General features: G+C 56.9%; 25 protein-coding genes. 10 read left to right on the top strand and 15 right to left on the bottom strand.

The features are described 5' to 3' along the window. Positions 1 to 77: 77 nt before the first annotated feature. Both ATHL_RS01650 and ATHL_RS01645 read left to right on the top strand, forming a co-directional pair. Positions 78 to 1058 (top strand): MBL fold metallo-hydrolase, encoded by a 981-nt coding sequence (locus ATHL_RS01650; protein ID WP_062189119.1) that lies wholly within the window; start codon positions 78 to 80, stop codon positions 1056 to 1058. Between the two features lie 109 nt (positions 1059 to 1167). Further along, entirely contained in the window at positions 1168 to 1854 is a 687-nt protein-coding gene (locus ATHL_RS01645; protein WP_062189117.1) for a Crp/Fnr family transcriptional regulator, read from the top strand. A 69-nt stretch (positions 1855 to 1923) separates the two neighbouring features. Here the strand turns inward: ATHL_RS01645 and ATHL_RS01640 are convergent, their stop codons facing one another. The 4 genes from ATHL_RS01640 to ATHL_RS01625 are packed head-to-tail and all read right to left on the bottom strand — an operon-like array spanning position 1924 to position 4803. Then, positions 1924 to 2763 (bottom strand): ABC transporter permease, encoded by an 840-nt coding sequence (locus tag ATHL_RS01640; protein ID WP_062189115.1) that lies wholly within the window; start codon positions 2761 to 2763, stop codon positions 1924 to 1926. 17 nt (positions 2764 to 2780) lie between these two features. Then, positions 2781 to 3353: a GNAT family N-acetyltransferase gene (locus ATHL_RS01635; protein ID WP_062189113.1), complete on the bottom strand. Its 573-nt coding sequence runs from the start codon at positions 3351 to 3353 to the stop codon at positions 2781 to 2783. Then, complete coding sequence (locus ATHL_RS01630) at positions 3350 to 3937, bottom strand: GNAT family N-acetyltransferase (protein WP_062189111.1); 588 nt, start codon at positions 3935 to 3937, stop codon at positions 3350 to 3352. Before ATHL_RS01630 ends, ATHL_RS01635 begins: the two co-directional genes overlap by 4 nt. After that, a complete protein-coding gene (locus tag ATHL_RS01625; RefSeq protein ID WP_062189109.1) occupies positions 3934 to 4803 on the bottom strand; it encodes an ABC transporter ATP-binding protein in 870 nt (289 codons plus the stop codon). The genes ATHL_RS01630 and ATHL_RS01625 overlap by 4 nt, the downstream gene beginning before the upstream one ends. A gap of 333 nt (positions 4804 to 5136) precedes the next feature. Between ATHL_RS01625 and rsmG the strand changes: the two genes are divergently transcribed. Further along, a complete protein-coding gene (gene rsmG / locus ATHL_RS01620; RefSeq protein ID WP_062189107.1) occupies positions 5137 to 5850 on the top strand; it encodes a 16S rRNA (guanine(527)-N(7))-methyltransferase RsmG in 714 nt (237 codons plus the stop codon). Between the two features lie 17 nt (positions 5851 to 5867). Here rsmG and recF read toward each other — a convergent pair whose 3' ends face one another. The 5 genes from recF to ATHL_RS01595 all read right to left on the bottom strand — a co-directional run bounded on the left by recF (position 5868) and on the right by ATHL_RS01595 (position 11586). Then, complete coding sequence (recF, locus tag ATHL_RS01615) at positions 5868 to 7088, bottom strand: DNA replication/repair protein RecF (protein ID WP_062189105.1); 1221 nt, start codon at positions 7086 to 7088, stop codon at positions 5868 to 5870. Positions 7089 to 7103: 15 nt separating this feature from the next. Beyond that, the gene (gene def / locus ATHL_RS01610) at positions 7104 to 7616 is read right to left on the bottom strand and encodes a peptide deformylase (protein WP_062189103.1); all 513 of its coding nucleotides are present in this window, start codon (positions 7614 to 7616) and stop codon (positions 7104 to 7106) included. Positions 7617 to 7844: 228 nt separating this feature from the next. Continuing rightward, on the bottom strand, positions 7845 to 9605 hold the full coding sequence (gene rnhC / locus ATHL_RS01605; protein WP_062189101.1) for a ribonuclease HIII: 1761 nt from the start codon (positions 9603 to 9605) through the stop codon (positions 7845 to 7847). Between the two features lie 23 nt (positions 9606 to 9628). Beyond that, positions 9629 to 10522, bottom strand: coding sequence for a hypothetical protein (locus ATHL_RS01600; protein ID WP_062189099.1), 894 nt, complete (start codon positions 10520 to 10522; stop codon positions 9629 to 9631). 17 nt (positions 10523 to 10539) lie between these two features. Next, positions 10540 to 11586: a DUF1848 domain-containing protein gene (locus tag ATHL_RS01595; protein ID WP_201797917.1), complete on the bottom strand. Its 1047-nt coding sequence runs from the start codon at positions 11584 to 11586 to the stop codon at positions 10540 to 10542. A 268-nt stretch (positions 11587 to 11854) separates the two neighbouring features. On the opposite strand from ATHL_RS01595, the gene ATHL_RS18710 reads away from it, so the two are divergent. Further along, positions 11855 to 12190, top strand: a complete 336-nt coding sequence (locus tag ATHL_RS18710; RefSeq protein ID WP_162787537.1) for a hypothetical protein — start codon at positions 11855 to 11857, stop codon at positions 12188 to 12190. 83 nt (positions 12191 to 12273) lie between these two features. On the opposite strand, the gene ATHL_RS01585 is transcribed toward ATHL_RS18710, so the two are convergent. Beyond that, positions 12274 to 13914 (bottom strand): cyclic nucleotide-binding domain-containing protein, encoded by a 1641-nt coding sequence (locus tag ATHL_RS01585; protein ID WP_062189094.1) that lies wholly within the window; start codon positions 13912 to 13914, stop codon positions 12274 to 12276. A 170-nt stretch (positions 13915 to 14084) separates the two neighbouring features. Next, positions 14085 to 16544 carry an ATP-dependent Clp protease ATP-binding subunit gene (locus tag ATHL_RS01580; protein ID WP_062189224.1) on the bottom strand — a complete coding sequence of 820 codons (2460 nt, stop codon included), beginning with the start codon at positions 16542 to 16544 and terminating at the stop codon, positions 14085 to 14087. Between the two features lie 192 nt (positions 16545 to 16736). On the opposite strand from ATHL_RS01580, the gene ATHL_RS01575 reads away from it, so the two are divergent. Further along, positions 16737 to 17723 (top strand): GNAT family N-acetyltransferase, encoded by a 987-nt coding sequence (locus ATHL_RS01575; RefSeq protein ID WP_062189092.1) that lies wholly within the window; start codon positions 16737 to 16739, stop codon positions 17721 to 17723. 114 nt (positions 17724 to 17837) lie between these two features. Continuing rightward, on the top strand, positions 17838 to 18236 hold the full coding sequence (locus ATHL_RS01570) for a phage holin family protein (protein WP_062189090.1): 399 nt from the start codon (positions 17838 to 17840) through the stop codon (positions 18234 to 18236). A gap of 46 nt (positions 18237 to 18282) precedes the next feature. Here the strand turns inward: ATHL_RS01570 and ATHL_RS01565 are convergent, their stop codons facing one another. The 4 genes from ATHL_RS01565 to ATHL_RS01550 all read right to left on the bottom strand — a co-directional run bounded on the left by ATHL_RS01565 (position 18283) and on the right by ATHL_RS01550 (position 21710). Further along, entirely contained in the window at positions 18283 to 19293 is a 1011-nt protein-coding gene (locus tag ATHL_RS01565; RefSeq protein ID WP_062189088.1) for an AIR synthase family protein, read from the bottom strand. Positions 19294 to 19317: 24 nt separating this feature from the next. Next, positions 19318 to 20052 carry an amino acid ABC transporter ATP-binding protein gene (locus ATHL_RS01560; protein ID WP_062189086.1) on the bottom strand — a complete coding sequence of 245 codons (735 nt, stop codon included), beginning with the start codon at positions 20050 to 20052 and terminating at the stop codon, positions 19318 to 19320. A gap of 1 nt (position 20053) precedes the next feature. Then, on the bottom strand, positions 20054 to 20878 hold the full coding sequence (locus ATHL_RS01555) for an amino acid ABC transporter permease (protein ID WP_062189084.1): 825 nt from the start codon (positions 20876 to 20878) through the stop codon (positions 20054 to 20056). Positions 20879 to 20945: 67 nt separating this feature from the next. Continuing rightward, positions 20946 to 21710: a basic amino acid ABC transporter substrate-binding protein gene (locus tag ATHL_RS01550; RefSeq protein ID WP_062189082.1), complete on the bottom strand. Its 765-nt coding sequence runs from the start codon at positions 21708 to 21710 to the stop codon at positions 20946 to 20948. Positions 21711 to 21899: 189 nt separating this feature from the next. Between ATHL_RS01550 and ATHL_RS01545 the strand changes: the two genes are divergently transcribed. From ATHL_RS01545 to ATHL_RS01530, 4 genes are read left to right on the top strand one after another with little or no spacing between them, the layout of a single operon-like run. Then, positions 21900 to 22859, top strand: a complete 960-nt coding sequence (locus tag ATHL_RS01545; protein ID WP_062189081.1) for a proline dehydrogenase family protein — start codon at positions 21900 to 21902, stop codon at positions 22857 to 22859. Then, complete coding sequence (locus ATHL_RS01540) at positions 22860 to 23756, top strand: prenyltransferase (protein WP_062189079.1); 897 nt, start codon at positions 22860 to 22862, stop codon at positions 23754 to 23756. It abuts the gene before it with no gap. A gap of 3 nt (positions 23757 to 23759) precedes the next feature. Next, the gene (locus tag ATHL_RS01535; RefSeq protein WP_062189077.1) at positions 23760 to 24995 is read left to right on the top strand and encodes a molybdopterin-binding protein; all 1236 of its coding nucleotides are present in this window, start codon (positions 23760 to 23762) and stop codon (positions 24993 to 24995) included. A gap of 15 nt (positions 24996 to 25010) precedes the next feature. Further along, positions 25011 to 25595 (top strand): hypothetical protein, encoded by a 585-nt coding sequence (locus tag ATHL_RS01530; RefSeq protein ID WP_062189075.1) that lies wholly within the window; start codon positions 25011 to 25013, stop codon positions 25593 to 25595. Positions 25596 to 25620: the final 25 nt, after the last annotated feature.

Below are 25620 nucleotides of genomic sequence, written 5' to 3'. Positions count from 1 at the left end.
AACTTTTTCCTTGCTCTTCTCCTGCCTCTCCAGTATTCTCATAGGGCAGGTCAGAAGGATGAAGGGAGGATGCAGGGATGAATGAAAATCAAGAATTCAGCGTGAGATTCTGGGGTGTGCGCGGCAGTTACCCAACCCCGGGAGCATCTACCGTGCGTTATGGAGGCAACACTCCCTGCATTGAAGTGACCATTGGTGCATGGACGATCATTCTGGACGCCGGTACGGGGATCATCCCGCTGGGGCGCGAACTGATGCGCCGTTCTCGCGAGAATAAACAACCCGTTGAGGCCGTCCTGCTTTTCAGCCATCTCCATCACGACCATACCCAGGGGTTTCCATTTTTCACTCCGGCGTTTGTCCCAAGCACCCGACTGCACCTCTTCGGGCCCGACTTCCTCAATTCCAGCCCCAAAGTGGCGCTTGCAGCGGTCATGTCACCCCCTTATTTTCCACTGCATCTCTCCGAACTCAATGCCTGGCTCAGCTTCGCCACTCTGCGCGAACCCGACCTGCTGGCCATCGGCGAATCAGTCGGAGGTGTGGCCTTGGGAAGCGCCAGCGACCCTGTTTTGATGGAAGACCCCGACCTGATCCGCATCCGGGTATTGCGCTCTTATGCCCATCCCAACGGAGTTTTACATTATCGCATCGACTGGCACGATGTTTCGATGGTATACGCCACCGATACCGAAGGGTATGTCAATGGCGACCGCAGGCTGGCTCATTTCGCTCAGGGAACCCGGTTGCTCATCCATGACGCCCAGTACACCGATGAGCATTATCTTGGCATGGCCGCAGGACTGCCCAACACTCAGGGCTACGGACATTCTACGGTGGGCATCGCCATCCAGGCGGCTCAGGTTTCTGGTGCACGGCAACTGGTGCTCTTTCATCATGCACCGGAATACGATGATGAACAGATGGACCGCATCGCAGCCCAGGCCGAACGTCTGCTCCCCGGTACAATGGTAGCACGGGAAGGACTGACCCTGCACCTCAATCAAACCGACGGGGTGGTCCAGGTCCCCCACGCTACCCATGCCCAAACCCGATAAACAAAAGAACATTCATGGTCATCCAGAAAGATCAACGGCACGATTGTAAGCCATTCGTAATTCTTTAAGCTTGTAATCAGTTCTCAGACCGGGTACATTAAGGGTGTCCATGAACTACCCCCTTGAAGCTGCCACCCGCATCACCCTTTTTAAAGGTCTTACCCCGTCAGAAATGTCCTGGGTATGCCAGCGCCTGCACGCTCGTCAGTTTCCACCGGCAGTTGACGTGGTGACCGAAGGCGAACCCAGCGATCTGGTCTACTTCATCCTTGATGGAACAGTGAAAGTCTATCTGCCACAGATGGATGGTACTCAGGTTACCCTCAACATTCAAGGGCCGGGAGATATTATCGGTGAACTGGGCGTCATCGACCAGGCTGAGCGCTCGGCCAGTGTGATTACCCTGGAAGCCACCTCCACCCTCTGGATGGCCCGCTCCCACTTCCTGGAAATGTTGCGAACGATCCCCAGAGCCAACGAAAATCTACTCCATTCCCTGGTTGAACGGGTCAGGCGCACCACCCGGTTGATCCGTACCTTTGCCGCCCTGGATGTTCCCGGACGCATTGCTCATCAGTTGCTCCTGCTGGCAGAAGAATACGGGCAAAACACTCCTCAGGGTGTGCTGATCCGCCTGCGCCTTCCACAAAATGACATCGCTGAGCTGGTTGGTGCATCTCGCCGGAGGGCCAACCAGGTGATGGTTGCATTTAAACGGCAGGGCATCCTATCGGCAGATCAAGGCGGCCACATCACCCTTCACTGCCCGGATGCCCTCCGTGCCCTCGTGGATTAAGGGCCTAACCCCCATCGTTCTCTCTCACACGCCAAGTTCGGCGTTCTTTGAAAGCACTTTTATGGCTGTTCACCCATTTCGGTGCAGTTTTCCGGTGCGTTTGGCGTAGCGTTCAGCCTGAGCAAACACCCACAGGCCCGCAGGCACCAGGAACACCCCGATTAATAATACCGGGCGCATGAAGCCCCACAACTCATGGGTGGGCACATTCTCCAGCATGGCCAGTCGCACCCCTTCCAGCACATAGGTGGCCGGGCTGTACACAGCCAGCTGGCGTAAAAACCCTGGCAACACACTCACCGGATAATACACTCCCGAAACCAGCATTAAGAGGGCGATAAAGACGTTGGTCATCTGCGCCCCTCGCTCAGGAAAGAGCAGGGGTAGCGATGAAGCCATGATGCCAATGCCGATGAAGGAAATACTCCCCGACAAAATCATCGCCACACCACCAGGAATATTTGCCCGGCTCAGATCAATCTTGAAGACCAGCGTGGTCACCGTGAGGATGATCCCGGTGAAAAACAGGCTATACACCACTGCAAAGACAGTCTGCCCGGCCATGTGAGTCAGGCGGCGCACAGGGGCCATCAGCGTATATTCGATGGTGCCTTCCCACCGTTCAATGTTAATCAAGTCAGTAATCCAGTAAAAGATCATCGAAAGAAAGCGCCATACCAGCGTGCCGATGAGTAAATACAATACCAGATACCCCGTGTTAACCTGCGGGGCCGCCGCTCCATTGCCGCTAATTGCTCCCATTCCCAGACCAATGAAGCTCACCGAGAGACTTTCGGCAGTCGAATAAATCAGCCAGACCATTTCCCAGGCCCAGTAACGTTTAATCAGGTTGAAATTGCGCTCCACAAAAGCAAAGGAAGCACGCAATTGTAAGGTTAATGCAGTCATAGAAGATCCTTTTTGACTTAAGAAAGGATAACCGGCTCTTCCCTCTTCTTCAGGCACAACCAGTCTTCATATAGAAAACCCATATATACGAGATCCCATCGCCTTCCAAAGCGTTGAACAGCCAGCCTTGCCCGGCCTTCTTCCAGGAAACCACACCGGAGATAGCATCGAATGGCGCGCTGGTTGTACTCAAAAACCGTCAGCGAGACCCGGTTTAGATGAAGGGTTTCAAAGGCATATCCGAGGAGAAGGCTCATGGCTTCCCTCCCCAGCCCCTGCCCCCACCGCGCCTCCACGCCAATCCCAATGGATGTCCAGGCGGTTCGTGCCGTCCAATCCGGGGCTTCCAGGGTAACAAAACCAATCAGCGCATCATCTTCCAGAGTGCGGATCCCAAAAAGTACAGACCTGTCGTCTTTCCTTTCCAACCAGGTTTGAATCTGCCCGGCAGACCAGAGGTGGGGTGGTTCAACATCCAGCAAATGCTGGAATTCCACGTTTCTAAACCAGCCAGCCCAGGATTCCAGGTCCTTCTCTCCCTCCATGCGCCCGAGGCGCACCCGCTTCCCCTCTAACGTGGGGGTGGTCATAGGGCCACCCCCTCACGTTGATAAAAAGCCTCCCACTCCGGGCGTAACATTCCAAACTGAAGACGGTCCCAGGTGCGCCCTTCATGGAACACAGCCTGCCGCTGACGCACCTCCAGAGTGAAACGCGCCCGATCGTACAACGCCCGGCCAGCCGCATCGTATTCTGGCACCTGCACTGAAACTCGAAACAGATGCAGTTCCCCAAAAGCATAATTTAGCCCAAGCACCAGCGCCTCATCGGCATAGCGCATTCGATCTTCTTCACTGCCCAGAAGCAACTCAAAGTTCGCCGTTCCATGCAGCCAGAGAATACCAGTGATACGCAGAAAGCCAACCAGGCGTTCATCTTCCTGCGGGCGCAGGGCAAAAAGCGTGTTTCGGTTCGATGCCTCCACCTCTTTCAACCAGGCCTCAAACACCCGGCGCGCTTCACTCACGCTCAGAGGTTGAACGAACGGGTCACTGCGCAGGCGGCGAGCGATCTCCAGATCACGGCTCCATTGAGCCAGCACCGGCGCATCCTGTTCGATATTGAGAGGAGTCAGCCGGAGCTCCCGGCTTTCAAAGATGAAATGGTTGTTCATGGTTCTTCTTCCTCCGGCTTGACCAGCTTTTCGCCGGTCAATTCCAGAAAAACATCTTCCAGCGTTGGTGGCCTGCCGTCTTGCGGACTGACCATAGCCTTAAGCCCCGCAGGCGTGTCAAGGGCGATGATCTTGCCGCTGTTCATGATGGCGATCCGATCACAGAGGGTGTCCGCCTCGTTCATATCGTGGGTGGTCAGGATAATGGTGGTGCCATACTGCTCACGCATCTCACGCACCACCGCCTGAACCTCACGTTTTGAACGCGGATCCAGGCCTGTGGTGGGTTCATCCAGCAGAAGAAGCTCAGGCCGTGAAAGCAGCGCGCGGGCAATGGCCACTTTTTGTTGCATTCCTCGCGACATTTCTTCCATAGGGCTATAGATGGAGCGTTTCTCCAGGCCCAGCCGGGTGAGGATCTCCACCACCTGGCGGCGCGCATCACCTGCATTCAAACCGTACAGCCGCGCACCGTAGAGCAGGTTTTCCATCGGCGAAAGCTTCTTGAAAAAGCTGGCCTCAACCGAAACCCGGTTGATCCGCTCCTGCACCTTCATCGGCTGGCGCACCACATCGTATCCCAGCACAGTGATGTGACCTGCATCCGGAAGCATCAGGGTCGAGATCAGCCGGATGAGCGTCGATTTGCCGCCCCCATTCGGGCCAAGCACGCCGAAGATCTCCCCTTTTTGCACCGAAAAAGACACATGGTCTACCGCGATCACCACCGGACGAGCCCCATTCCCCTGAGCCGATCCATTCCCGTTCTTCCCGTTGGATGAAGCCCGCTTCCAGAGGCGACTCACCAGGGTTTCACCACGTTTTCCGAATTGCTTATACAGGTCGTTTACGATCACAGCGTCCATCTTCTCCTCCAAAAAAAAACAGGCCACGGTTTTTGAATGCTCGTGGCCTGATCATTCCAGGGCAAAGAAAAAGGCCACGGGGGTTCTGTCGGTGCACCCGTGGCCTCTCAGTTCGTTCCGTTCGTTCTATCTGGGAGCAGGCGCACTACGACAAGGAATCAACACAGCGCCACCGAGGTCGGTGCGATCCGGCATAATTACTGCGATGCAGATGGAAGCATACCTGTTCATGCGCCTTTCTCCTTTCATAAGATTAAGCTTCAGTCTATCAATCAATGGGTGAGTTGTCAAGGGATTAAGCTTTTTTAATCTTCCGGGTATAATCGCCTCAACATGGAAAAACTCCTGCAGGAAGCCCAATCTTTGCTCCAGATCCGCCTCACTCCACGGCAGGTGGCTCTTTTAAAGCGCTATGAAGAAGAGCTCCTCGAATGGAACACCCGTATGAATCTGACCGCTATCCGCGATGTAGCCGGTATTCGTATCAAACACTTTCTGGATTCATTCACCTGTTCGCTGGCCTGGCGAGACCGCCCTCCCGAAAGCCTGATCGACATCGGCACAGGCGCAGGTTTTCCGGGCATTCCCCTAAAAATCCTTTACCCCACCATGCGCCTTACCCTGGTCGACTCGATCGGCAAGAAAGTAGAATTTTGCCGCCACATTGTAGAAACCCTGGGTCTTGAAAATGTTGAGGTGATCCAGGCCCGTGCGGAAGAGCTGGGGCAAAACCGGGTATATCGAGAACATTTTGAGTGGGCCGTAGCGCGCGCGGTGGCCCAGATGAATGTGCTGGCTGAATATCTCCTCCCCCTGGTGCGGGTGGGCGGCGCTGCCCTGGCCCAGAAAGGCGAAAGCGCTCCGGCTGAGGCCCATGCCAGTGAAAACGCCATTCGCCTTCTCGGTGGACGGCTCCGTCAGCTTGTCCCCGTCACCCTGCCGGGGGTGGCAGAAGAGCGCTTCCTGATTATCATTGACAAAATCGCGGCCACCCCGCAAAATTACCCCCGCCGGGTGGGTGTGCCAGCTCGGAATCCACTGCGTTAGTTTTCTGTCAGAAAGGCCTACCCCTCAGTACAGGCGGGTTGAATTTTCGAAATAACCCCCTGCTCCACCTGCCAGAGAACACTCTTTCGCAAGAAATCTTCTGAGAAAAGTTTCAGGTCGGTTGTGGTAAGCAGGGTTTGTTCACATTCTCCCAGGTATTCCAGTAAATCAACACGCCGGCGGTCGTCCAGTTCGGCTAAAATCTCATCCAGGAGCATCACCGGCCAGTGCCCCGAACGCTCTCGCATCCATTGCGCCTCGGCCAGCTTGAGAGAAAGCAGTGCCGTTCGCACCTGTCCGCGCGAGCCGTAATTCCCCAGGTCAATGTGATTGCTCAAGAAACGCACCTCATCCCGGTGGGGGCCAATGGTGGTCATCCCGCGCGCAATTTCTTCCTGCCGCAGGGTCATCAGGCGTTCCATGAAGCCCCGGCGAATCTGCTCGCGGGTAAAGCCACTGCGGTTCATGGGTGTTACCAGCGGCAAGGCGAATTGTCCTTCCGGTTGAGGCAGGGGATCATACGCCGGCTGATACACCAGTTGAAGCACTTCCAGGTTATGCGTCAACCTTGCATGGATACGCGCTGAAAGACGCTCCAGCTCCTGAATGGCTGCAATCCGATGAAAGATCAATTCTGCTCCACGCTCAGCCAGGATGGCATCCCAGTACAACAGCTGATCGGCATCTCCCCCGCGTTCATTGAGTTGTTTGAGCAGTGCATTGCGTTGTTCCAGCGCACGGGCATATTCACTGAGCGCCTGCGCATACCCGGGCACCACCTGCGCCAGCGCCAGGTTGAGGTACCGGCGGCGTTCTTCGGGGCTTCCCTCTACAATGCGCGTCATCTGCGGCAGGAAAATCACCGCCTCAAAAGCCCCTGTGGCCTCATTGGGGGTGCGTTTGACCCCATCCAGTAAAATTTCCTTGCGAAAACGCGACCCGGCCCCGTTTGTTTCTTGAATCAGACGCACCTCAAGCTGATGGCGGGCTTCGCCGCGTTGAAATTCTGCGACCAGCCGCCCCACTGCCAGCGCTTCTCTACCGGCCAGAAAGTTGATCAGTTGTCTGTCTGATTGAGCATGGAAGGACGTAAACGTGGCCAGGTAATACACCGCTTCGAGGATACTCGTCTTGCCCTGAGCATTGTCCCCAACCAGCAAAAGCGTCCGCCTGGGAACTTCCATATCCAGGCGGGTGAACGCGCGAAAGTTAGTCAACGAAAGGCGGGTCAGGTACATGGCCTGGGCCGGGATTTAAACCGTGTCCGGCACTTCCTCTTCTTCTTCAGCAACTCGCCAGAGCTTTGTTGCTCGATCGGTAAACAGCACGCCCTCAAGATGATCAATTTCATGCTGGAAAATGCGTGCCAGCCAGCCCGAAAGCCTGTACTTCACGGGCTTGCCAAACTTATTTTGCCCCCGCACTTCAATCTTTTCATGGCGCTCAACCTCACCCATGATCCGGGGGATGGAAAGACAACCTTCATTCCCCACCACCATTTCTTCTGAGGCATGGGTGATTTCGGGGTTAACCACAGCGAAAAGTTTTTTGGGGGCTTCCTCGTCCTCTTCATCCCCATATTCCACCACAATCACCCGCTGTAAAACCCCAATTTGCGGTGCGGCCAACCCCACCCCCGGAGCCTGACGCATCGTTTCAATCATATCTTCGATCAGGGTGTGTAATTCCTTATCAAAAGTGGTGACCTTTTTGGCCTTGCGCCGCAGTACACCGTCTGGAACCGTTACAATCGTTCGAATAGCCATTCTTTTCGCTACCTTCGTTCAAAAACAATAAAAGCCAGTCAATGCTGACTATTTTACCGTATTTTTTCCTCTCCAGCAGGCTTCGTCTAGCCCATACTTGCGGGCGGCTTCGGAAAGGGGAATAAGGTGAAAAATACCGCCCTTTGAACAATCTCTACCTGAAACTGGGCGTGCGCACACGCACCCAGGCAGTTGCCCGGGAGCAGAGTCTGGGACTGGTGGATTGATCTAACAGTGCAAGGGCACATTCCCCAGCGCCTCGGTCACGGTGCGGAAATGGCACTTGGCCGCGGCGCGCAGTCCGTCCATGGCCCACCGCTCGTAGATATCGCGCACGGCCTGGCGCACCTGGGGATCGGTCGCCCCGAGCGGGATGGAAACACCCTTAAAGCGCTGTTGTAGGGCGTGCAGACCTTCCAGGAAAGCCGCCCGCGCCAGGATGGACGCCGCCGCTACGGCCGGGTCACGCTCGGCCTGCGGAAACTGCCGCAGGTGCACCCCGGGGGCTTCCTGCGCCACGGCGGTTTCCAACTCGTGCGCCGTGCTGAACTGATCGCTCAGGGCATGGGTGATCCCGGTTTGCTGTGCCAGGCGAGCGATGGTCTGCGCATGTGCCCAGGCCAGTAGACGGTTCAGGTTTCTACCGTGCCGGGGGTAGAGCTTGTTATAGGTCTGCGGCTCCAAAACCAGCACCTCGTGCGGGCAAAGCGCCTTGATCGCCCCCGCCAGGCGCAGGATGGCGGCATCATCCAGTGCCTTGCTGTCGCGCACCCCCAGCGCCTGCAATTGAGGCAGGGTTTCGGCGGTGACTGCCACCCCTGCCACCACCAGCGGGCCGAAGACATCCCCCTTGCCAGCCTCGTCTGTACCGATCCAGGCTTCGGCGTGGTCATCGGCTTCACCCGTTGGGGCCGGGGGAGAGGCAGCGGGCACATTTGGCGATGCCACCCAGATGCGGTAGAAGTGTGTGATGGTCTTCAACACAGCGGCGATCTGCGCTTCAGCGTCCTCGGGGCAAAGCGGCGGCGCAGGCTGAAGGACAAAATCGGGGCGCAGAGCATCGCACAGGGCCTGCCAGGCCGCCGCCAGCGTATCCTGCACCTGTGGGTCGGGCAAAGCAGAAGCCAGGCGTTCCCACCAGCCGCGCAGGGTATCGAGCGCAGGGGGCACTGTAAACGCATCGCCCTCCACCCAGCCTAGATGCAGGGCCAATTGGGTCAAAAAGCCGCTCAGCGCCCGCGCAAAGGGCAAGACCAGCACCCGCGCCTCAGCCAGGGGATAATTTACTCTCGGCCAGGCTTCGCGCAGTTGCGCCGCCGCGACCAAGGTGTAGAAAAGGGACGGGCGGGTGAACCACAGCACCTGCGGGTCGCAGTGCATCTGCAGCCACGCCAGGGCGGGTGAAGTCTCACCGTCTTCCAGGACGGCATAGCGCTCATCTTCCGTCGGCGGTGCGCCTTCTACCAGTGCCCAGTCCAGGGGCTTGACCACATGCACGTTCAGGGTTTGGGTGATCTCATCGAGCAAGCGCGAAGCCAGCCCTTGGATCACCAGCGTACCCGAGGGGTACAGCGTCACCGCCACGTGCTGATGCTCCTGCTCGATCTCGGCATGGAGCAGGGCCGAGCCGCGCGGCGAGACGAAGCTCACACCGGGCATGTCGGCCAACAAACTGCGCACCTTATGAAAGTGGGCCGGTGCCGCCACCAGGATGTTGGCCTGCGACTTGCGCTCTTCCTCGGCCGCCTGGCCGCGAAAGGTGGCTTCCTGCTGTTTAGCCCAGGCGTCGAGTTTGACCTGTAAATCCGAAGGCCTGCCCTGGGCGGTGATACGTCCACTGGTAAAGAAATTGAGTGGCACCTTACTCTGACCATCGGTGAGCACGATTTGCACGCCGTAGGAAATGGCCCGCCGCTCGACAATCTGCAGGCCGCTCTCGCGGAGCAGGTCTTCCATAGCAGAGAGGTGGGCGTCCAGGCGTTCGTTCATCGGTTACACTCGCAGTTTAAGGGTTAAACATGCCACACAGCCAGAGCATAAAAACGGGTATGTTTGCGGGGGATGAGGCGTCGGGTTCTGTCGCCGGTGAGCAGGTGGCGGGTGATGACCTCCGGGGGGATGCATGAGGTCACTTCACGGTACTGTAAGGGAAAGACCACTTCTCCCCAGTGGCACTGTGTCATGGCGGCGAGCATCTCAGCCATGAGATCGCACACGCCTGGAAAGTAGAGATCACACACCACGACCAGCGTGGGCGATTCCGCCAGGTCCAGGATGCGCTGGAAAGTTTCCAGGACGGCCTCGCGGGCATGGAGCAGGTCGTTGAGGCAGTTCTGCATCACGATGAGCGAGGATCGCCGAATGGCCTGCTGGAGCCGCGGTTGTTCCAGTGCGGCGGGGTTGAGCAGATCGAATTCGAACGGTTGGAGCAGGGTCTTCCCGCGCGGCCAGTAGTAGGGCGCCAGGGCGTAGGCCGTAATTTCCTGCCCGATGCGCCAGGCATGTACGTGCCAGTCCAGCAGGTTCGCCAGTGCCACTCTGGCCTGGGGCGCATACTCGTTTAGAAAGGCCACCCACCCCAAGGCCTCAGGAACCGGGCCGGCTCCCAGGAAGGCGGCGCGCACCTTCTCACCGTTGAAGCAGGTCTGAATCACATCTTGGGGCAGGGCGCACAGAATCTGGTAGAGCGGCTCGATGTAGTGAGGATAATAGACCAGCATGTAGGCGGCGCGAGTGTGCTCACACGAAAAATCCACCCGTGAGGGAGAAGCATCGTAACTCTCCCGCAGGCGGGTGACGTACGGTTGTAAGCGATGCAGGGCATCCGCAAACGTTTCCTCGTCCTCGGCGTCGTTGCGTATGCGCAATTCGTCCAGCAGGTAGGTATAGGGATCATGCCTGATCATGCTCATCTTCCCGCTGATTAAAATAAATTCAACTGCTTTGCATCATGCGGTGGCACCTCATCCTTGGTCGGCGGTGGTGCCTCATACCACCCGATCAGCGAGGGCGATTCGGGGTTGTGCTCGGCGTGCTGTTTCCGTGCGCGGTCGAAACTCTGTGTGGCGTAGCAGTACTGACAGCCAAACAGGCAGGTATCGTAGGCACCGATGTCCTTGCTGACTACACAACCGCACACCTCGCGCTGGTGGGGATCCTTCTTGTGGGTCACCTCAAGGCCGAACACACTGCGGATGTATTCATCATCCACGCACTTACCCGGGCGCACGCCGTAGGGCGTCAGGTCGAGGTCTTCGGCGCAGCTGACGATCTCCATCGCGTTCTGGGCGGCGATAGCGACCAGATCGCGCATCAGGCGCTCGAAAGCCGGGTTTGTCATGACATTTTCATTCAGCGCAAAGCCGTGCGATTCGAGCACAGCCAGGCGCTTCTCGGCTTTGGGGTAGCGGTCCATCACACTGATCACCACGCGCCGGGTGAAGCCGCGCAGTGCTGTGGCAATGCGGGCAAAGGTCTCGCGGTGGTACTCGGCATCGGTGTGGAGGGTGAAGACCATGGGATCGTAGCGCCAGATGACCTTCTGCGGGCCGATTTTTTCGGCCAGGCGGAGGAAGGTCTTCAGCGCCGCCGGCAGGGGTGGAGATTGGGGGTCCAGGGCGCGCGGGTTGTTCAGCACAGTGTATTGAAAGTAATAGCACAGGCCGTGCGCATCCAATTCGTCCAGGTAGGGAATGAGCGGGGCAGGGTTGCGCGTCCAGAAGACGATGACATCCACATCCTCAGGCTTGAGCGAGACGTAACTCACCTGGTTGCGGTTGAAGGGGTTGGGTACGGTGCAGTACCCGGCGCGCACGCGGCGGATGAACCAGGGTGTGTAGAAGGCCGGAATGTCGGTACGGCGGCTGGCGCTGATGATCACAGAAACCTCCCCCGGGGTTGAAAGAGCAAGTCCCCTCAATGCGTCGTAGGGTTGCAGATCGGTTTGTGTGCCGGTGTCATCTAACCACAAGCAAACCTGGAGATATTATACATCTTACAAATAAATGAGGTCTCGCTAATTGCAGTTTAATCGGGCGCGATCAGATGTCCGGGAGGCGTTCCCAGGCGAAAAGGATGAAGCTCTTGGCTCCCTGGTTATCCCATGGGTAAAATTCAAAGCCCGCTTTCGGCAATGGGCGCCATACGCGCTTCTTTTTATCCTTTGGATCATATACCTGATAGTCCATTTTCACTTTGGCCCCAAAGTTATAGGGGCGTTCTTTTCAGGGTTAGCCCTGATGCTGGTGCTCTTGCGCCAGGAGTGGAAACCTCTATTGGTAGCCATGTTTGCCGCAGTGGTCTTACTGACTACCGGGGTGGTGGATACCTGGGAGGAACTGCATGACAGCGCCCTCAACCTGGCAATGAATATCACGGATTTGGTGCCCGTTCTCAACATGCCCGGTAGTGGGTTAGAGGTAGTGCCCCAGGAGCCCCGCCAGGCGGCGGAACTACTGGCCGAAGCAGGGGCTTCATCTTACTGTCTCTCGCCTGCGTTGATAAAGGATGCCCTTGTTCAGCAACGTATTGTTGAAGTCATCTGGCCGTTGAGGCTAGAGCCAACCTCGCCGTAGTATCTCTACCTGCACCAAAGAGCCCCCTCCTTCGGTAACATTTTCTTTATAACTTATAACTTAACAGGCCCATGCAAACTGGTTCACCGGCGGGTCAATCGATCGTAGGCTGAAATCCAGTCAGCCATGCGCTGACGTTCGGCTTCAGCCTGTTGCTGACGTTCACGCACGCTTCGCACCGCCATCCGGTGGAACAGCTCCCGCTGCACCTCCGAAGGATTATAAACATTGTCAAAGGTGAAAAGCGTATCTCCAATCCGAATATAGACCGTCCCGAAGTTAAGCAGCAGTCCAATGATTCCCAGACGTTTAAACTCCACACTGAGAATATTGCGGATCGGCGCCGCGCGACGCTCCTCTTTCCCTAAAGGCTTCCGGTTAATATCCACTACCTGATCACTGGTGATGAGGTAACGATCATTATGCCAGTCAATATAAACATAGACCCACCGGAGGAAGAACCCCAGTCCAAGCAGCATCAACCCCAGGAAGGCCCCCACCACCGGAAATCCTTCCGGCATCTGCCCGAGGGCAGCCTTTACCAGCAAGAACAGACTGGTAAAGACCACTCCGAGCAATAAGAGCGTAACCAGCCAGATGCGCGAAATCAAAATCCACCAGTGCGTGCGATATTGAATGGTATCGCCATATTCATAGCGCAGGTGAAACAGGTCTGCCATGAAGCGCTGCATCGGGGTCGGAGCGGGTTTGGCAGGTGTGGCCTCTCCGGGCGGGCCGCTCCTGGCGGGTAGCAAGCCGATCCTGCGGGCAATTGTCTCTTCTATCGAACGAATTTCGGCCTGTCGCAGGGTAGATTGCACCCGCTTGATCTGCTCTTGAATGATTTTTTCCACTTCCGCAGGCAGGCGCACCGCCTGGAACACAATCACCCCCGTATAGGTGCGGATACGCACATCGCCAAATCCGAGCAACTGCCCAAGGTAAGAGCGATCCACTTCGGTAGACTGTACCTGCTCCATGGGCGATTCCTGTCGACTGTCGTAGAGCAGAACGATACGCTCCTGGAATACAATGCGCCTGGCGGTGACGATGTAATAATCATTCGACCAATCCACATAAATCCAGAGTCCCACACCCCCGGCGACCGCCAGTGCACCTGCCATCAAGATCAAAAAAAGGCTCAAGCCCAGTGTGCCATACAATCCAAGGAATAACCCGACCACTATTGTGATCAGAAGAATAAGAGGTAAAAGACGTACCCACAGGAAGAATGGATGCTTGCGAGCAATATAGAGGATGTATTCCTCCGGATTAAGCCAATCCAGGTTCGTCCGCAGCATCAGATGAAAAGAAGCAATCATTAAATCCAGCCGGGGAATCAATTCTGGAACCTGTGCAAAGACCTCGTTCAAGGCTTCGGCAGAAAAGCAAAGAAGCACCACTGCCGTAGTCGTCTGAACACTTGTGCGACGCGCCGTCCTTGCTTCCAAAACCTCCAGCCCAAAGTAATCACCCTGATCGAGGAAGCCAAGCATTTCTTCCTCTTTGGGGGCACCCCGCCGGTAGCGTGTCATCTGCACCCGGCCTTCAAAAATGAAGTACAGGTTATTGGGTTCTTGCCCCTCTTCGTAGACAAGCTCCTCCTCGCGCAGGCGCAATTCGGTCATTTGCCCGGCGATCCACTTCAGGCGCTCCTCCTCGATCCCCCGGAAAAGGTGCAGGCCCGAAAGAAACGTCACAATCTGCCACACTTCCAGTGCCATATATTGCTTAGTATACCCGAATCATGCAATTCCAATGCCAGCCCGCTGGTTCTCGCTCCGCCTCCTCACAACACCAGGGCCCGGCTCAGGCGGGCTCCATGCCTTTGTGCATCAAAAGAGAACGGTGCGGGGCTGTCCCCTGTACCTGGAGATAGCCCCGCTGATTTTGCCTAAGCCTGGTTTACAGGCGATGGCTCGCTTTCGGTCACCTTACGAAAGACCACTCTGTCTTCCTCCACATCCACCACCACCTTATCACCGGGGTGGAACTCACCCGAAAGCAGGCTGACAGAGAGCGGGCTTTCGACGTATTTTTGCAATGCCCGGCGCAATGGACGCGCCCCAAAGTTCGGGTCGTAGCCCACTTTTGCCAGCCACTGGCGTGCCCGGTCGGTCAGCTCGGCTTCCAGGCCGTGCTCCACCAGCCGTGTTTGCACCTCTCTCATCTGCAGATCCACAATGCTCAACATCTGTTCTTCGGTGAGCGGTGAAAAGATGATAATCTCATCAATACGGTTGAGGAACTCAGGCCTGAAGGTCGATTTGAGGGCCTTTTCGATCTTATCATGCATCTGCCGATCTTCGGCTGTGTCGTTGGGTTGCAGGAAGCCCAGCGTGCCCCCCTTGCGCACGAACTCGGTGCCCAGGTTGCTGGTCATGATTAACACCGTATTGCGGAAGTCCACCTGCCGGCCCTGCCCATCGGTAAGGCGACCATCATCCAGGATCTGTAATAACGCATTCCAGACCTCAGGGTGGGCCTTTTCGATTTCATCGAACAGGATCACCCGATAAGGCCGTCGGCGCACCGCTTCGGTAAGTTGCCCGCCTTCTTCGTACCCCACATATCCGGGTGGGGCACCAAACAGGCGCGAAACCGTATGCTGTTCACGGTATTCGCTCATATCCAGCCGCACCAGGGCGTCTTCATCACCAAAGAGGAACTCAGCCAGGGCACGTGCCAGTTCAGTCTTTCCTACTCCTGAAGGCCCGATGAAGATAAACGAACCAATCGGGCGTCGTGGGTCTTTGAGACCCGACCGGGCACGGCGAATGGCATCGGCGATCGCGTGAACAGCCTCCTCCTGCCCGATGATACGCTCGTGCAGGCGTTCTTCCATGTGCAATAAACGCTGCGCTTCAGACTCCATCATCTGGCTCACCGGGATACCCGTCCATTGTGCGATGACCTCGGCAATATCATTCTCATCCACCTGTCCATCCAGCTGATGGTCACGTTCCCATTTTACCCGCAACTCGTTGTACTCACTTTCCAGGCGCAGTCGCTCCGCCTTTTTGAGAGCCGCACGCTCATAATCACGTTCCTGACCAGCCTGTTCCTCCTCGGCCATCAACCGGTCGATTTCAGTCTTGCGCGCTTTTAACTCTGGCGGCAGAGAGTAAAGCGCCACTCGCAATTTGGCCGCCGCCTCATCAATCAGGTCAATAGCCTTATCGGGTAGATGACGGTCAGGCACATACTGCGCAGAGAGCCGCGCCGCAGCCACCAGGGCCTCATCAGAAATTTTTACCTTGTGGTGGGCCTCATACCGGTCTCGCAGACCACGTAACATTTGAATGGTATCTTCTACGCTCGGCTCGTCCACAAATACGGGCGCAAAACGCCGCTCCAGCGCAGAGTCCTTCTCAATATATTTCTGGTATTCATCCAGCGTGGTTGCACCCACGCATTGCAATTCGCCCCGCGCCAGTGAGGGCTTAAGCATGTTGGAAGCGTCCATCGCCCCCTGTGCCGCGCCCGCCCCCACCACGGTGTGCAATTCATCAATAAAGAGGATGATCTCGCCTGCCGCACGTTGAACTTCTTCAATGGCGGCTTTAAGGCGCTCCTCAAACTCACCGCGAAAACGCGAACCCGCAATCATGGCCCCCAGGTCTAACGCCACCACGCGTTTACCCGCCAGAATCTCCGGCACATCATTGCTGGCAATTTTTTGCGCCAGACCCTCTACGATGGCTGTCTTTCCGACCCCGGCTTCTCCAATGAGAACAGGGTTATTCTTGGTGCGGCGAGAAAGAATCTGCATCACACGCAGAATTTCCTTATCCCGACCAATCACCGGGTCGAGCTTCCCCTCCCGCGCCTGCTGGGTAAGGTCACGTGAGTATTTTTCCAGCGTTCGATAGCGCGTCTCGGCCTGAGGGTCTGAAACGCGCTGCCCCCCGCGCAGCTGCATAATCGCTTCATTGACACGCTCGCGGGTAACGCCCGCCCCTTCCAGCAAACGCGCCGCTGGCGTGTTTCGCTCGCTCAACACCGCCAGAAAGAGGTGCTCGGTAGAAATATATTCATCCTTCATCCGATTGGCCTCTTCATTGGCCAGATCGATGATGCGTTTCACCCGCGGAGTGATGAAAATCTGCCCGGCACCTCCGCCAAAAATGCTCGCCTTCGGGCTGGTACGCAGGATATAATCCAGGCGTTCTGCCAGTAAATTGGCATCCACCTTTAATATTTCCAGTAATTGAGGAACCACCCCCTGCGGCTGTTCGATCATCGCCAGAAGGATATGCTCTGTGTCAATCTGGTTATGCCCATATCGCTGGATGATCTCCGCCGCGCGTTGAGCGGCCTCTTGAGCTCTTTCGGTAAAACGATCAAATCGCATCATAAGCTTCCATCCTTTGGTGGAGAAAATCCCACTGTGTCAGAATTATAGCATCGAGTTTATTAACATTGAACATTTGTTATATAAGATTCCTGTTAGAGAACCCTTTTTTCCAGAAGGGCCCACCACACCCCCGTTTTTTCCACCCCGTTTCAATTGTCCTCCTGCCTTCCTCAGATGTAAAATAACCTCGTGCGCTACCACCCTGCGGAAAAAATCAGTCACATTCGTCCACTCGATGCGCGCCGCGACCTCTCTGCCGTGGCCGATCTGATGGAGCTTTGTTTTTCGTCTACCCTTGACCCCGATGGCCGTGAATATCTGCGCCACATCCGCCAGGCCGCCGCTGACCCTGCCCTCGTTCGCTGGACATTCTGGCGCGGTGAGCGAATATCTTCCCCTCTCTTTGGTTTTGTCTGGGAGCAAGATCACCGGCTGGTTGGTAATTTAAGCCTGATCCCCATCTTCAAGGGTGGAAAATGGATTTTCATGATCGCCAATGTGGCTGTCCATCCGGATTATCGCCGACGGGGCATTGCCCGCGAACTGACCCTGCGCGCCCTTGAGTACATTCGGGAACGGGGGGTGAAATCAGCCTGGCTTCAGGTGCGAGACGATAACGCCCCGGCCTATAACCTCTACGCCTCGGTAGGTTTCGTCGAGAGGTCACGCCGTTCCACATGGCTGAGCAACGGGGTGCCCGATCTAATCCCCCCCTTTGGGGTGGAAATTGGCCCGCGCGAGCGCATCGATTGGCCCCTGCAACGCCGCTGGCTGGAGCTAAACTACCCCCCCGATACAACCTGGAACATGAGTTTTGAGGTAAATCACTTCCACCCGGCATGGTGGAACCAGCTGTGGATGTGGTTGAACGGGAATTCTCAGCTTCACTGGGCCGCCCGATATTATGGCAACGGTAACCAGCCGGTCCAGACGCTCGGGTTTGCCTCCTGGGAACCTATTCGCGGCTACTCGGATATGCTGTGGATAGCCTCTCCGCCTGAACACGAAGATGCAGCCTTACGCGCTTTGCTTCCTGTGGCCCTGCAGCATTTCCAGTACCGCCACCGCCCGATGAGCGTAAACTACCCTTTCGGGCGTGGAGTAGACGCCTTCCTGACCTGCCAGTTTTCACTTCAAAATACCCTCGTGTGGATGGAATATCGTTGCAGGGAATAAAGGAACATCAGGTGGTGTCAGCGGGTAAATCCCATCAAAGCAGAGGATGGGAAAATCACACTCCGGCAAACAGCCATTCCGGGTACAATGTATTCAACAACAGGAGGAACGGTCATGACCAAACTTTTCATCCGCCTTGGAATCAATGCCGCTGGTTTATACGCTGCCATTTACCTGCTCAACGGGCGGGGAATCACCCCTCAATTTGATCACTGGTGGGAAGTCCTCTGGCTGGCACTCATTTTCGGGCTGGTCAACGCCATTTTACGCCCCATCCTCACCGTCATTTCCTGTCCAATCATCGTTATCACCCTCGGGCTGGGCGCGCTGCTCATCAACACGCTTCTTTTTTATCTGGCAGGTCTTATCGGCACCCAGTTCGGGGTCGGTTTCACCGTAGATGGCTTTGTACCGGCCTTCCTCGGATCACTGATCGTCAGCGTGGTCAGCTTTTTCCTGAGCATCGTCTTTCAGGATGAGCTGAAAGGCAACAGCCGCAAGGCCAGGTGGTAAAACACCCGTTCATCCGATCATTGATCTGCTGATTCGCTCGTCAGCGTCACCCTTCTCGCTCAAAAAGACGGGCAATTTCGTCCCGCATGGGGCGCACCAGGGCCTTTCCATCCGGCGTAAGCACCTCCGGCGTCCCTTCGGACTCCACCCTGCCAATGCCTGCGCACGGGATCCCTTCTTTTTCTAAAGCGCTGGCAATGATGTCAGCATCATCCGCTTCCACTGCCATCAACAGCGCCCCCGAAGCGATCGACGCCAGCGGATCAATCCCCAGCTGGCTGCAAATACGCCGGGCCAGGTCGGGTACCCTCACCGCCTGAGGGTCAACCACCAGGCGCACCCGGCTGGCCTCAGCCAGTTCCCACAAAGCAGAGGCCAGTCCGCCTTCTGTGGGATCGTGCATCGCCCTCACTCGCCCGGCTCCAACGGCAATCCGGGCATCACGCACCACACTGATGCCCGGGTTCATCAGGTAATCTCGCGCTTCCTGCAACTCGTCTTCGCTTAAAACCGCCTTGAGATGCGCCCCAAATTCACGAGCCAGAATAGAGACGGCTTCTACCGGTACCCCTTTGGTCAAAAGCAGTCTGTTCCCAGGACGCGCCCCGTCCGGCCTGACAAGCCGCCCCTTTTCTACCTCTCCCACCAGCGCCGCGCTGATCACCGGCCGATCAAGCCCATAGGTCACTTCCGTATGTCCACCTACAAGGCTGATACCCAACGCCGCGCAGGCCTGGCTCAGTTGATCAAAAATTCTCTCCACCAGTTCAGGCGTCGCCCTCCCCTCCGGCAGAAGCAGGGTGGCCAGCATCCAGCGCGGCACCCCTCCGGTGGTAGCAATATCATTGGCATTGACCTGCACGGCGTACCATCCGATCTGGTCAGTGGTAAAGGTTATCGGGTCAGACTTGAACACCAGATAGCGCTCACCCAGGTCAATGACCGCACAATCCAGGCCGCTTCCCGGGCCAATTAAAACCCGCGGATCGGTGACCGGAGCCTGGCTGAGCAATTTCGCCAGAAAATCGTAGGGGAGTTTTCCCAGAGGGAACAACATACGTTGCTTTCGATCCTCCAGGCGCTATAAAACCTTACTCAGGAAAAGCCGGGTGCGTTCCTGGGATGGGTTGGTGAACAAAACCTGGGGCGGAGCTTCTTCTATAATCAGTCCTTCATCCATGAAGATCACCCGGTTGGCAGCGTTCCGGGCAAAGCCCATCTCATGCGAAACCACCACCATGGTCATGCCTTCCTTCGCCAGTGCCAGCATCACATCCAGCACTTCCTGAATCATTTCCGGGTCGAGGGCACTGGTTGGCTCATCAAAGAGCATGATTTTTGGATTCATCGCCAGGGCACGGGCTATGGCCACCCTTTGCTGTTGCCCCCCCGAAAGCTGTAAGGGGTAGGCGTTGGCCTTCTCCGGGATGCCCACCTTACCGAGTAAGTCCATGGCGATCTTTTCAGCTTCCTCAGCGTTGCGCTTCCGTACTACCTTCTGCGCCAGGGTAATGTTTTCCAGAACGGTCAGATGAGGGAAGAGGTTAAACTGCTGAAAGACCATTCCCACTTCGGCGCGCACCGCGTTGATGTTCTCTGCCGTATCCAGTGGAATGCCATCCACCACAATCCGCCCACTGTCGAACTCCTCCAGGCGGTTGATGCACCGTAAAAGTGTAGATTTGCCCGACCCCGAAGGCCCGATGATCACTACAACCTCTCCCCTGAATACATCAAGGCTCACCCCTCTTAAGGCATGCACCCGGCCAAAATACTTGTGTACCTTCTCAATTTGAATGATCGGTTGCTCTATCATCTCACCGTTCACGGCGCACGCCGGCCTCCAGCATACTTACCACCCGTGCCGAAAGGAGAGTCATGATCAGATACATCAGGCCAATCATCAGGTAGATATGGAGAGGTAAAGGAGTGATGGCCTGAAACTCTCGCCCCCGGCGAGTCAAATCAGAGACTGCCACCGCCGAAACGAGCGAGGAATCCTTGAGCAGGGTGATGAATTCATTTCCAACCGGTGGCAGGATCACCCGCACGGCCTGAGGGAGGATGATGTAGCGCATGGCCTGAAAGTAGGTCATTCCCAGGCTGCGAGCCGCTTCCATCTGCCCCTTGGGGATGCTCTGAATCCCTGCCCGGTAAACTTCAGTCATATAGGCCGCGTAGCAGAGCGTCAGCCCGAGGATGGCCATAAAATAAGGGTTGGCCACAAAATCCTTCATTCCTGCAATATTCCACCGGGCACCCAGGTCACGGACGATGGATGGAAAAGCATAATACCAGAAATACAATTGCACCAGCAGGGGAATCCCGCGGACGACCTCAACATACACCGTGGCCAGCCCGCGCAACGGCGCAATACGCGAAAGCCGGCCCAGTGCGCCAATCATGCCGATGATTAAAACCAGCCCAAAAGTCACCAGGGTCACTACCACGGTAACCCGCACACCATCCAGCACAAAACGAAAGATACGATCAAAAGGATCGCGTACCACGAACACCAGAATGGCCAGTAACGCCATCGCACTGACCACCAGGAGCCAGCCCGGATCCCATCGCAGGGCATTTTCGTTGCCGGGAATGGTGGGGAGGTGGGAATCGGGTTGAGGAACCGATGGATTTGCCATGCTCACCGCCTTTAATGAAACACAACAAGAGGGCCGGGTAGCCCCGGCCCCCACAGCCCGATGGTGCTTACTGGCCCGCGAGCCACTTTTCTTCCAGCTTCTTTACCGTTCCGTCATCTTTGAGAGCTTTGAGCGCTTCGTTAATCGGCCCCATGAATTCACTGCTTTTCTTTTTACAAACTGCAATGCCATAATTCTCGTCGGTGAACACTTCGCCAACCGTCATCAGCTTATCGGGATTGGTAGCCAGAAAAGCCAGTGTGGTGGGGTAATCCGCAATGACGGCATCAATCTGCCCATTGGCCAGGTCGAGGAAGGCCTGATCATAAGCATCGTAGGTTTTTACCTCGGCCCCCGCGATCTTTCCGGCTTCAATGGCGCCGGTGGTGCCAATCTGAGCGCCGATCTTTTTGCCGCTCAGATCATCCTTGCTCTTGATATCTGTGGTCTCTTTCCGAACGGTGACAATCTGCCCGGCGTTGATATACGGATCAGAAAAATCCATGGTGGCTTTACGATCTTCCGTGATGGTGATGGCCGCAATAGCCGCATCATACTGGCACTCAGAAATTCCCGCCAGCATCGAATCGAAGCCTACGTTGGTCCACTCCACCTCAAAGCCCGCCTTCTTTGCCAGGGCATTCATCAGCTCCACATCGAAGCCGGTTAATTGCTTGGTTTGCTCATCAACCATCTCGAAAGGTGGAAAGGTGGCATCGGTAGCCACGCGAATTTTTTTCGCGCCGCCGCTTGAAGCCGCAGGTGCGCACGCCCCAAGCACCAGGGCGGTGAACACCAGCACCGACACAAAAATCCAGGTTACACGCTTCATGGTTTTGCACTCCTCCTTGGGTGACAAATGAGACCATCTCTTTGCAAAAAGGGCTTTCTGTGAAAATTATATCAAAGTTTATCAGTATCGCCTCAACGAGCCCCTGCCCCATATAGAGAGGTACAGGCACACCATATCCATGTCATACGCCCCAAAAACAGATCAGCAATTGATGATAGAATCAAAGTCATGCTTCGCTGGTTTTTCGTTTCCCTTTCAAAAGCCGGTTGGGCGCAGCGGCTCATCACCCATTGGAGCTTTGCCTGGCGTGCCGCCTCGCGCTTTGTGGCAGGTGAAACTGCCGAAGAAGGCCTTAAAGCCGTGCGTGACCTGAACGCCCGGGGCATTCAGGCCACCCTGGATCATCTTGGAGAATCCACCACCAGCCGCGAGGAAGCCCGTAACGCAGCGGATGAGGTCGTGTCTCTCCTCGAAAAAATAGAGGCGCACCATGTTCGCGCCAATGTATCGCTCAAGCTCAGCCAGATCGGCCTGGTCATTGACCCTGCCCTGTGCCAGGAGCTTCTCTTTACCATCCTTACGAAGGCGCGAGAGCAGAACAATTTTATCCGCATCGATATGGAAGATTCCTCACTCACTGCGCCTACCCTGGCCCTTTATCATGCTGCGCGTGAACAGGGCTTTGATAATGTGGGTATTGTGCTGCAGGCCTATCTCTACCGCACCGGTGCCGACCTCGACCGTATTCTGGCCAGGCAAGGCCGTGTGCGTCTGTGCAAAGGGGCCTACAAAGAGCCGGTCTCGGTGGCTTTCCCGCACAAGTCGGATGTGGATGAAAATTATGATCGACTCGCCCGATCTCTGATTCAGGGTGCTCTGGAAGCCGGTTGCCCCACCCTGAGCGAGGATGGCCGTTTTCCACCCCTTCCTGCCCTGGCCACCCACGACCCGGCACGCATCCGGGCAGCCAGGCAGGTTGCTGAAGAGGTGGGCCTTCCTCAAAACGCGCTGGAATTTCAAATGCTCTACGGCATCCGGCGCGACCTGCAGGATCAGCTCGCATCCTCCGGTTACCCGGTTCGGGTCTACGTGCCTTACGGTACACACTGGTATCCTTATTTCATGCGCCGGTTAGGTGAACGCCCGGAAAACATCTGGTTTTTCATCGCCCATTTCTTCCGCCAGTAAATGAACACACCCCCTCCCTCCCCAACCCGTGAGTTGTTGCGCATCGTCCATCCCTGGGCTCTCCTCGCCTGCATCCTCACATACTCTCTTGGGGCCGGCATCGCCAAATACCTGGGGATCGCCATTCACTGGCAGGCATACCTGGCCGGGCAGGCTGCCATGCTTACCCTCCTTTTAAGCAGTTATTTCTTACGGGAATATTTCGACCGTTCTCCCCTCTCTGATCCCATACGCAAACCCGGTGACCCACCCCGCCTGACGCGCCTCAACCTCCTGCAAATTTCAGCCACCACCCTGACGATCGGCGCCGTGCTTACCGTGCTCTTACTCGCCGGGCATGCCCTGACTCTGTCGGGCTTCCTTGTACTGGGGCTTTCCTTTTTCCTCACCCTGGCCGACGCTGTCCCTCCCCTGCGCCTGGCCCGCTCCGGTTATGGCGAGCTGGTGCTGGCCTTTTTTCTGGCCAACCTTACTCCGGTTCTGGCTTTTCTTTTACAGGCAGGGGAACTGCACCGCCTCCTGGCACTCATCACCTTCCCCCTCACCTTCCTGACCCTGGCCTCTCTGCTGGCTCTCCGCCTGCCGGCGTATGCTGCCGATCTCCGCGAAGAGCGTCTGAACATGCTCACCCGCCTGGGCTGGCAGCGCGGCATGAATTTGCATAATCTGCTCATTTTAGGGGGGTACTTCCTTCTCGGTTCGGCGGCTCTGGCAGGTTTACCCTGGGCACTAACCTGGCCGGGCCTGCTCGGGCTGCCCATCGGCCTGTTTCAGATCTTTTTAATCACCTCCATCGGCAACGGAGCACGCCCCCGCTGGAAATTACTGACGGTGGTCGCGGCCTCTACCTTCGCATTGACCATTTACTTCCTCAACCTGGCCCTGTGGAGTGGATGATCCATGCCCGAATTTCTCGAACTCCTCCCCCCCACTGAAGCCCTCACCTTGCTCCTCAAACACCTCCCACCCCCCAACCCACAGATTGAAATGGTGAGCCTCACCGACGCCCTGGGGCGCGTGAGTGCCCAACCTATCTACGCCTCCGAACCCCTCCCTGCTTTTTCGCGCAGCGCCGTCGATGGCTTTGCCGTCCGCGCGCGTGATACCTTTGGCGCTTCTGAGAGCCTCCCCGCTTACCTCACCCTGGCGGGTGAAGTTCCCATGGGTAGTGCACCGGGTTTCGTCTTAAACCCCGGTCAGACCGCGCTCATTCACACTGGAGGAATGCTCCCCGAAGGAGCAGACGCGGTGGTCATGCTGGAATACACCCAGTACAGCCGGCCAGGAGAGGTTGAGATTTTACGTGCCGCTGCCCCCGGCGAAAATGTATTATTCGCCGGAGAAGATGTAAGATCGGGTGATGAAGTCCTCCCTGCTGGGGTGCGCCTTCGCCCGGCTGAAATCGGCGGACTGGCGGCTCTGGGGATTCTGGAGGTGCCTGTAACGGCCCCACCCCGGGTGGGCATTCTTTCCAGCGGCGATGAGGTGATCCCCCCGGAACAGACGCCTGCCCCCGGCCAGGTGCGGGATGTCAACAGTTACACCCTCAGCGCTCTGGTCACTGCCTCTGGCGCCCGCCCCCGCCGATACGGCATCGTACCCGATGATCCCGAACCCCTCAATCAGACCCTCCGTCAGGCCCTTGATGAAAACGACCTTGTGGTCATCACCGCCGGGTCTTCCGCATCCACACGCGATCTCACCGCTGAAATCATCGCCCGCGCCGGGAAACCCGGCGTGCTGGTGCACGGGATCAATGTGAAACCCGGCAAGCCCACCATTCTGGCTGTCTGTGGTGGCAAAGCCGTGATCGGTCTTCCGGGGAATCCGGTCAGCGCACTGGTCATTGCCCGCCTGTTCGTGGTGCCCGTGATTGAACATTGCCTCGGGCTCATCGCCCCCCGCCCGCGAACGGCCATCCAAGCGCGCCTGGCCGTTAATGTGCCCTCGCAGGCCGGGCGAGAAGATTACCTGCCCGTACAGCTCACTTCACAGGGAGGAACATGGATGGCTGAGCCGATTTTCTACAAAAGCAACCTGATTTTTACCCTGGCGCGAGCCGATGGCCTGCTGAAAATCCCCGCCGATGCCACCGGCATCGAAGCCGGCTCACTGGTAACTATTGAGATTTTATAAAGCTGGGAGCCAGCCATGTCCGTCTACCTGCACGATATTCCGCTCGCCCAGGCAAAGGAACGATTCCAGCAGGCTCTGGAAAAAGCCGGCCTCTGGGGGGTTCTGGGGGTGGAATCGATTCCCCTCGATGAACATGCCGCCGGGCGCACACTGGCACAACCCGTCTGGGCACGGCTCTCTTCACCCCATTACCACGCCGCCGCGATGGATGGTTTTGCCCTGCGTGCTGAACATACTTCAGGGGCTCTACCATCCCGTCCTGTGGCTCTGTCAATCGGGGAACAGGCCAGGTATGTCGACACGGGTGATCCTCTGCCCGAGTGGGCCAACGCCGTGGTGCCCATTGAAGCGGTTGAGCCGCTAGACGCCCACGGTCAACCAGCCTCCGACCCGCGCCATCCTCATACCATCCGCCTGCGTGAACCCCTCCCGCCATGGACTCACGTCCGCCCGATGGGTGAAGATATCGTTGCCACCGAGCTGGTTCTCCCCGCAGGGCACACCCTGCGCCCCATCGACCTGGGCGCCCTGGCGGCCAGCGGGAACGTCCAGCTTCAGGTTGCCCGGCGCCCACGGGTGGGGGTCTTACCCACCTATTGAGATTTTATAAAGCTGGGAGCCAGCC

Source organism: Anaerolinea thermolimosa (assembly GCF_001050195.2).
Taxonomy (GTDB): domain Bacteria; phylum Chloroflexota; class Anaerolineae; order Anaerolineales; family Anaerolineaceae; genus Anaerolinea; species Anaerolinea thermolimosa.
Note: the sequence above shows the minus strand (reverse complement) of the source record. Positions and strands in the feature narration are given on the sequence as shown.

Coding starts and splice junctions, on each gene's coding strand:
- ATHL_RS01645 (WP_062189117.1), top strand. CDS start 1,168: ATGAACTACCCCCTTGAAGCTGCCACCCGCATCACCCTTTTTAAAGGT.
- ATHL_RS01640 (WP_062189115.1), bottom strand. CDS start 2,763: ATGACTGCATTAACCTTACAATTGCGTGCTTCCTTTGCTTTTGTGGAG.
- recF (WP_062189105.1), bottom strand. CDS start 7,088: ATGTACCTGACCCGCCTTTCGTTGACTAACTTTCGCGCGTTCACCCGC.
- ATHL_RS18710 (WP_162787537.1), top strand. CDS start 11,855: ATGCTGGTGCTCTTGCGCCAGGAGTGGAAACCTCTATTGGTAGCCATG.
- ATHL_RS01550 (WP_062189082.1), bottom strand. CDS start 21,710: ATGAAGCGTGTAACCTGGATTTTTGTGTCGGTGCTGGTGTTCACCGCC.
- ATHL_RS01635 (WP_062189113.1), bottom strand. CDS start 3,353: ATGACCACCCCCACGTTAGAGGGGAAGCGGGTGCGCCTCGGGCGCATG.
- ATHL_RS01585 (WP_062189094.1), bottom strand. CDS start 13,914: ATGGCACTGGAAGTGTGGCAGATTGTGACGTTTCTTTCGGGCCTGCAC.
- ATHL_RS01630 (WP_062189111.1), bottom strand. CDS start 3,937: ATGAACAACCATTTCATCTTTGAAAGCCGGGAGCTCCGGCTGACTCCT.
- ATHL_RS01560 (WP_062189086.1), bottom strand. CDS start 20,052: ATGATAGAGCAACCGATCATTCAAATTGAGAAGGTACACAAGTATTTT.
- ATHL_RS01565 (WP_062189088.1), bottom strand. CDS start 19,293: ATGTTGTTCCCTCTGGGAAAACTCCCCTACGATTTTCTGGCGAAATTG.
- ATHL_RS01540 (WP_062189079.1), top strand. CDS start 22,860: ATGAACACACCCCCTCCCTCCCCAACCCGTGAGTTGTTGCGCATCGTC.
- ATHL_RS01535 (WP_062189077.1), top strand. CDS start 23,760: ATGCCCGAATTTCTCGAACTCCTCCCCCCCACTGAAGCCCTCACCTTG.
- ATHL_RS01545 (WP_062189081.1), top strand. CDS start 21,900: ATGCTTCGCTGGTTTTTCGTTTCCCTTTCAAAAGCCGGTTGGGCGCAG.
- ATHL_RS01600 (WP_062189099.1), bottom strand. CDS start 10,522: ATGATCAGGCATGATCCCTATACCTACCTGCTGGACGAATTGCGCATA.
- ATHL_RS01555 (WP_062189084.1), bottom strand. CDS start 20,878: ATGGCAAATCCATCGGTTCCTCAACCCGATTCCCACCTCCCCACCATT.
- ATHL_RS01570 (WP_062189090.1), top strand. CDS start 17,838: ATGACCAAACTTTTCATCCGCCTTGGAATCAATGCCGCTGGTTTATAC.
- def (WP_062189103.1), bottom strand. CDS start 7,616: ATGGCTATTCGAACGATTGTAACGGTTCCAGACGGTGTACTGCGGCGC.
- ATHL_RS01650 (WP_062189119.1), top strand. CDS start 78: ATGAATGAAAATCAAGAATTCAGCGTGAGATTCTGGGGTGTGCGCGGC.
- ATHL_RS01580 (WP_062189224.1), bottom strand. CDS start 16,544: ATGCGATTTGATCGTTTTACCGAAAGAGCTCAAGAGGCCGCTCAACGC.
- ATHL_RS01530 (WP_062189075.1), top strand. CDS start 25,011: ATGTCCGTCTACCTGCACGATATTCCGCTCGCCCAGGCAAAGGAACGA.
- rnhC (WP_062189101.1), bottom strand. CDS start 9,605: ATGAACGAACGCCTGGACGCCCACCTCTCTGCTATGGAAGACCTGCTC.
- rsmG (WP_062189107.1), top strand. CDS start 5,137: ATGGAAAAACTCCTGCAGGAAGCCCAATCTTTGCTCCAGATCCGCCTC.
- ATHL_RS01625 (WP_062189109.1), bottom strand. CDS start 4,803: ATGGACGCTGTGATCGTAAACGACCTGTATAAGCAATTCGGAAAACGT.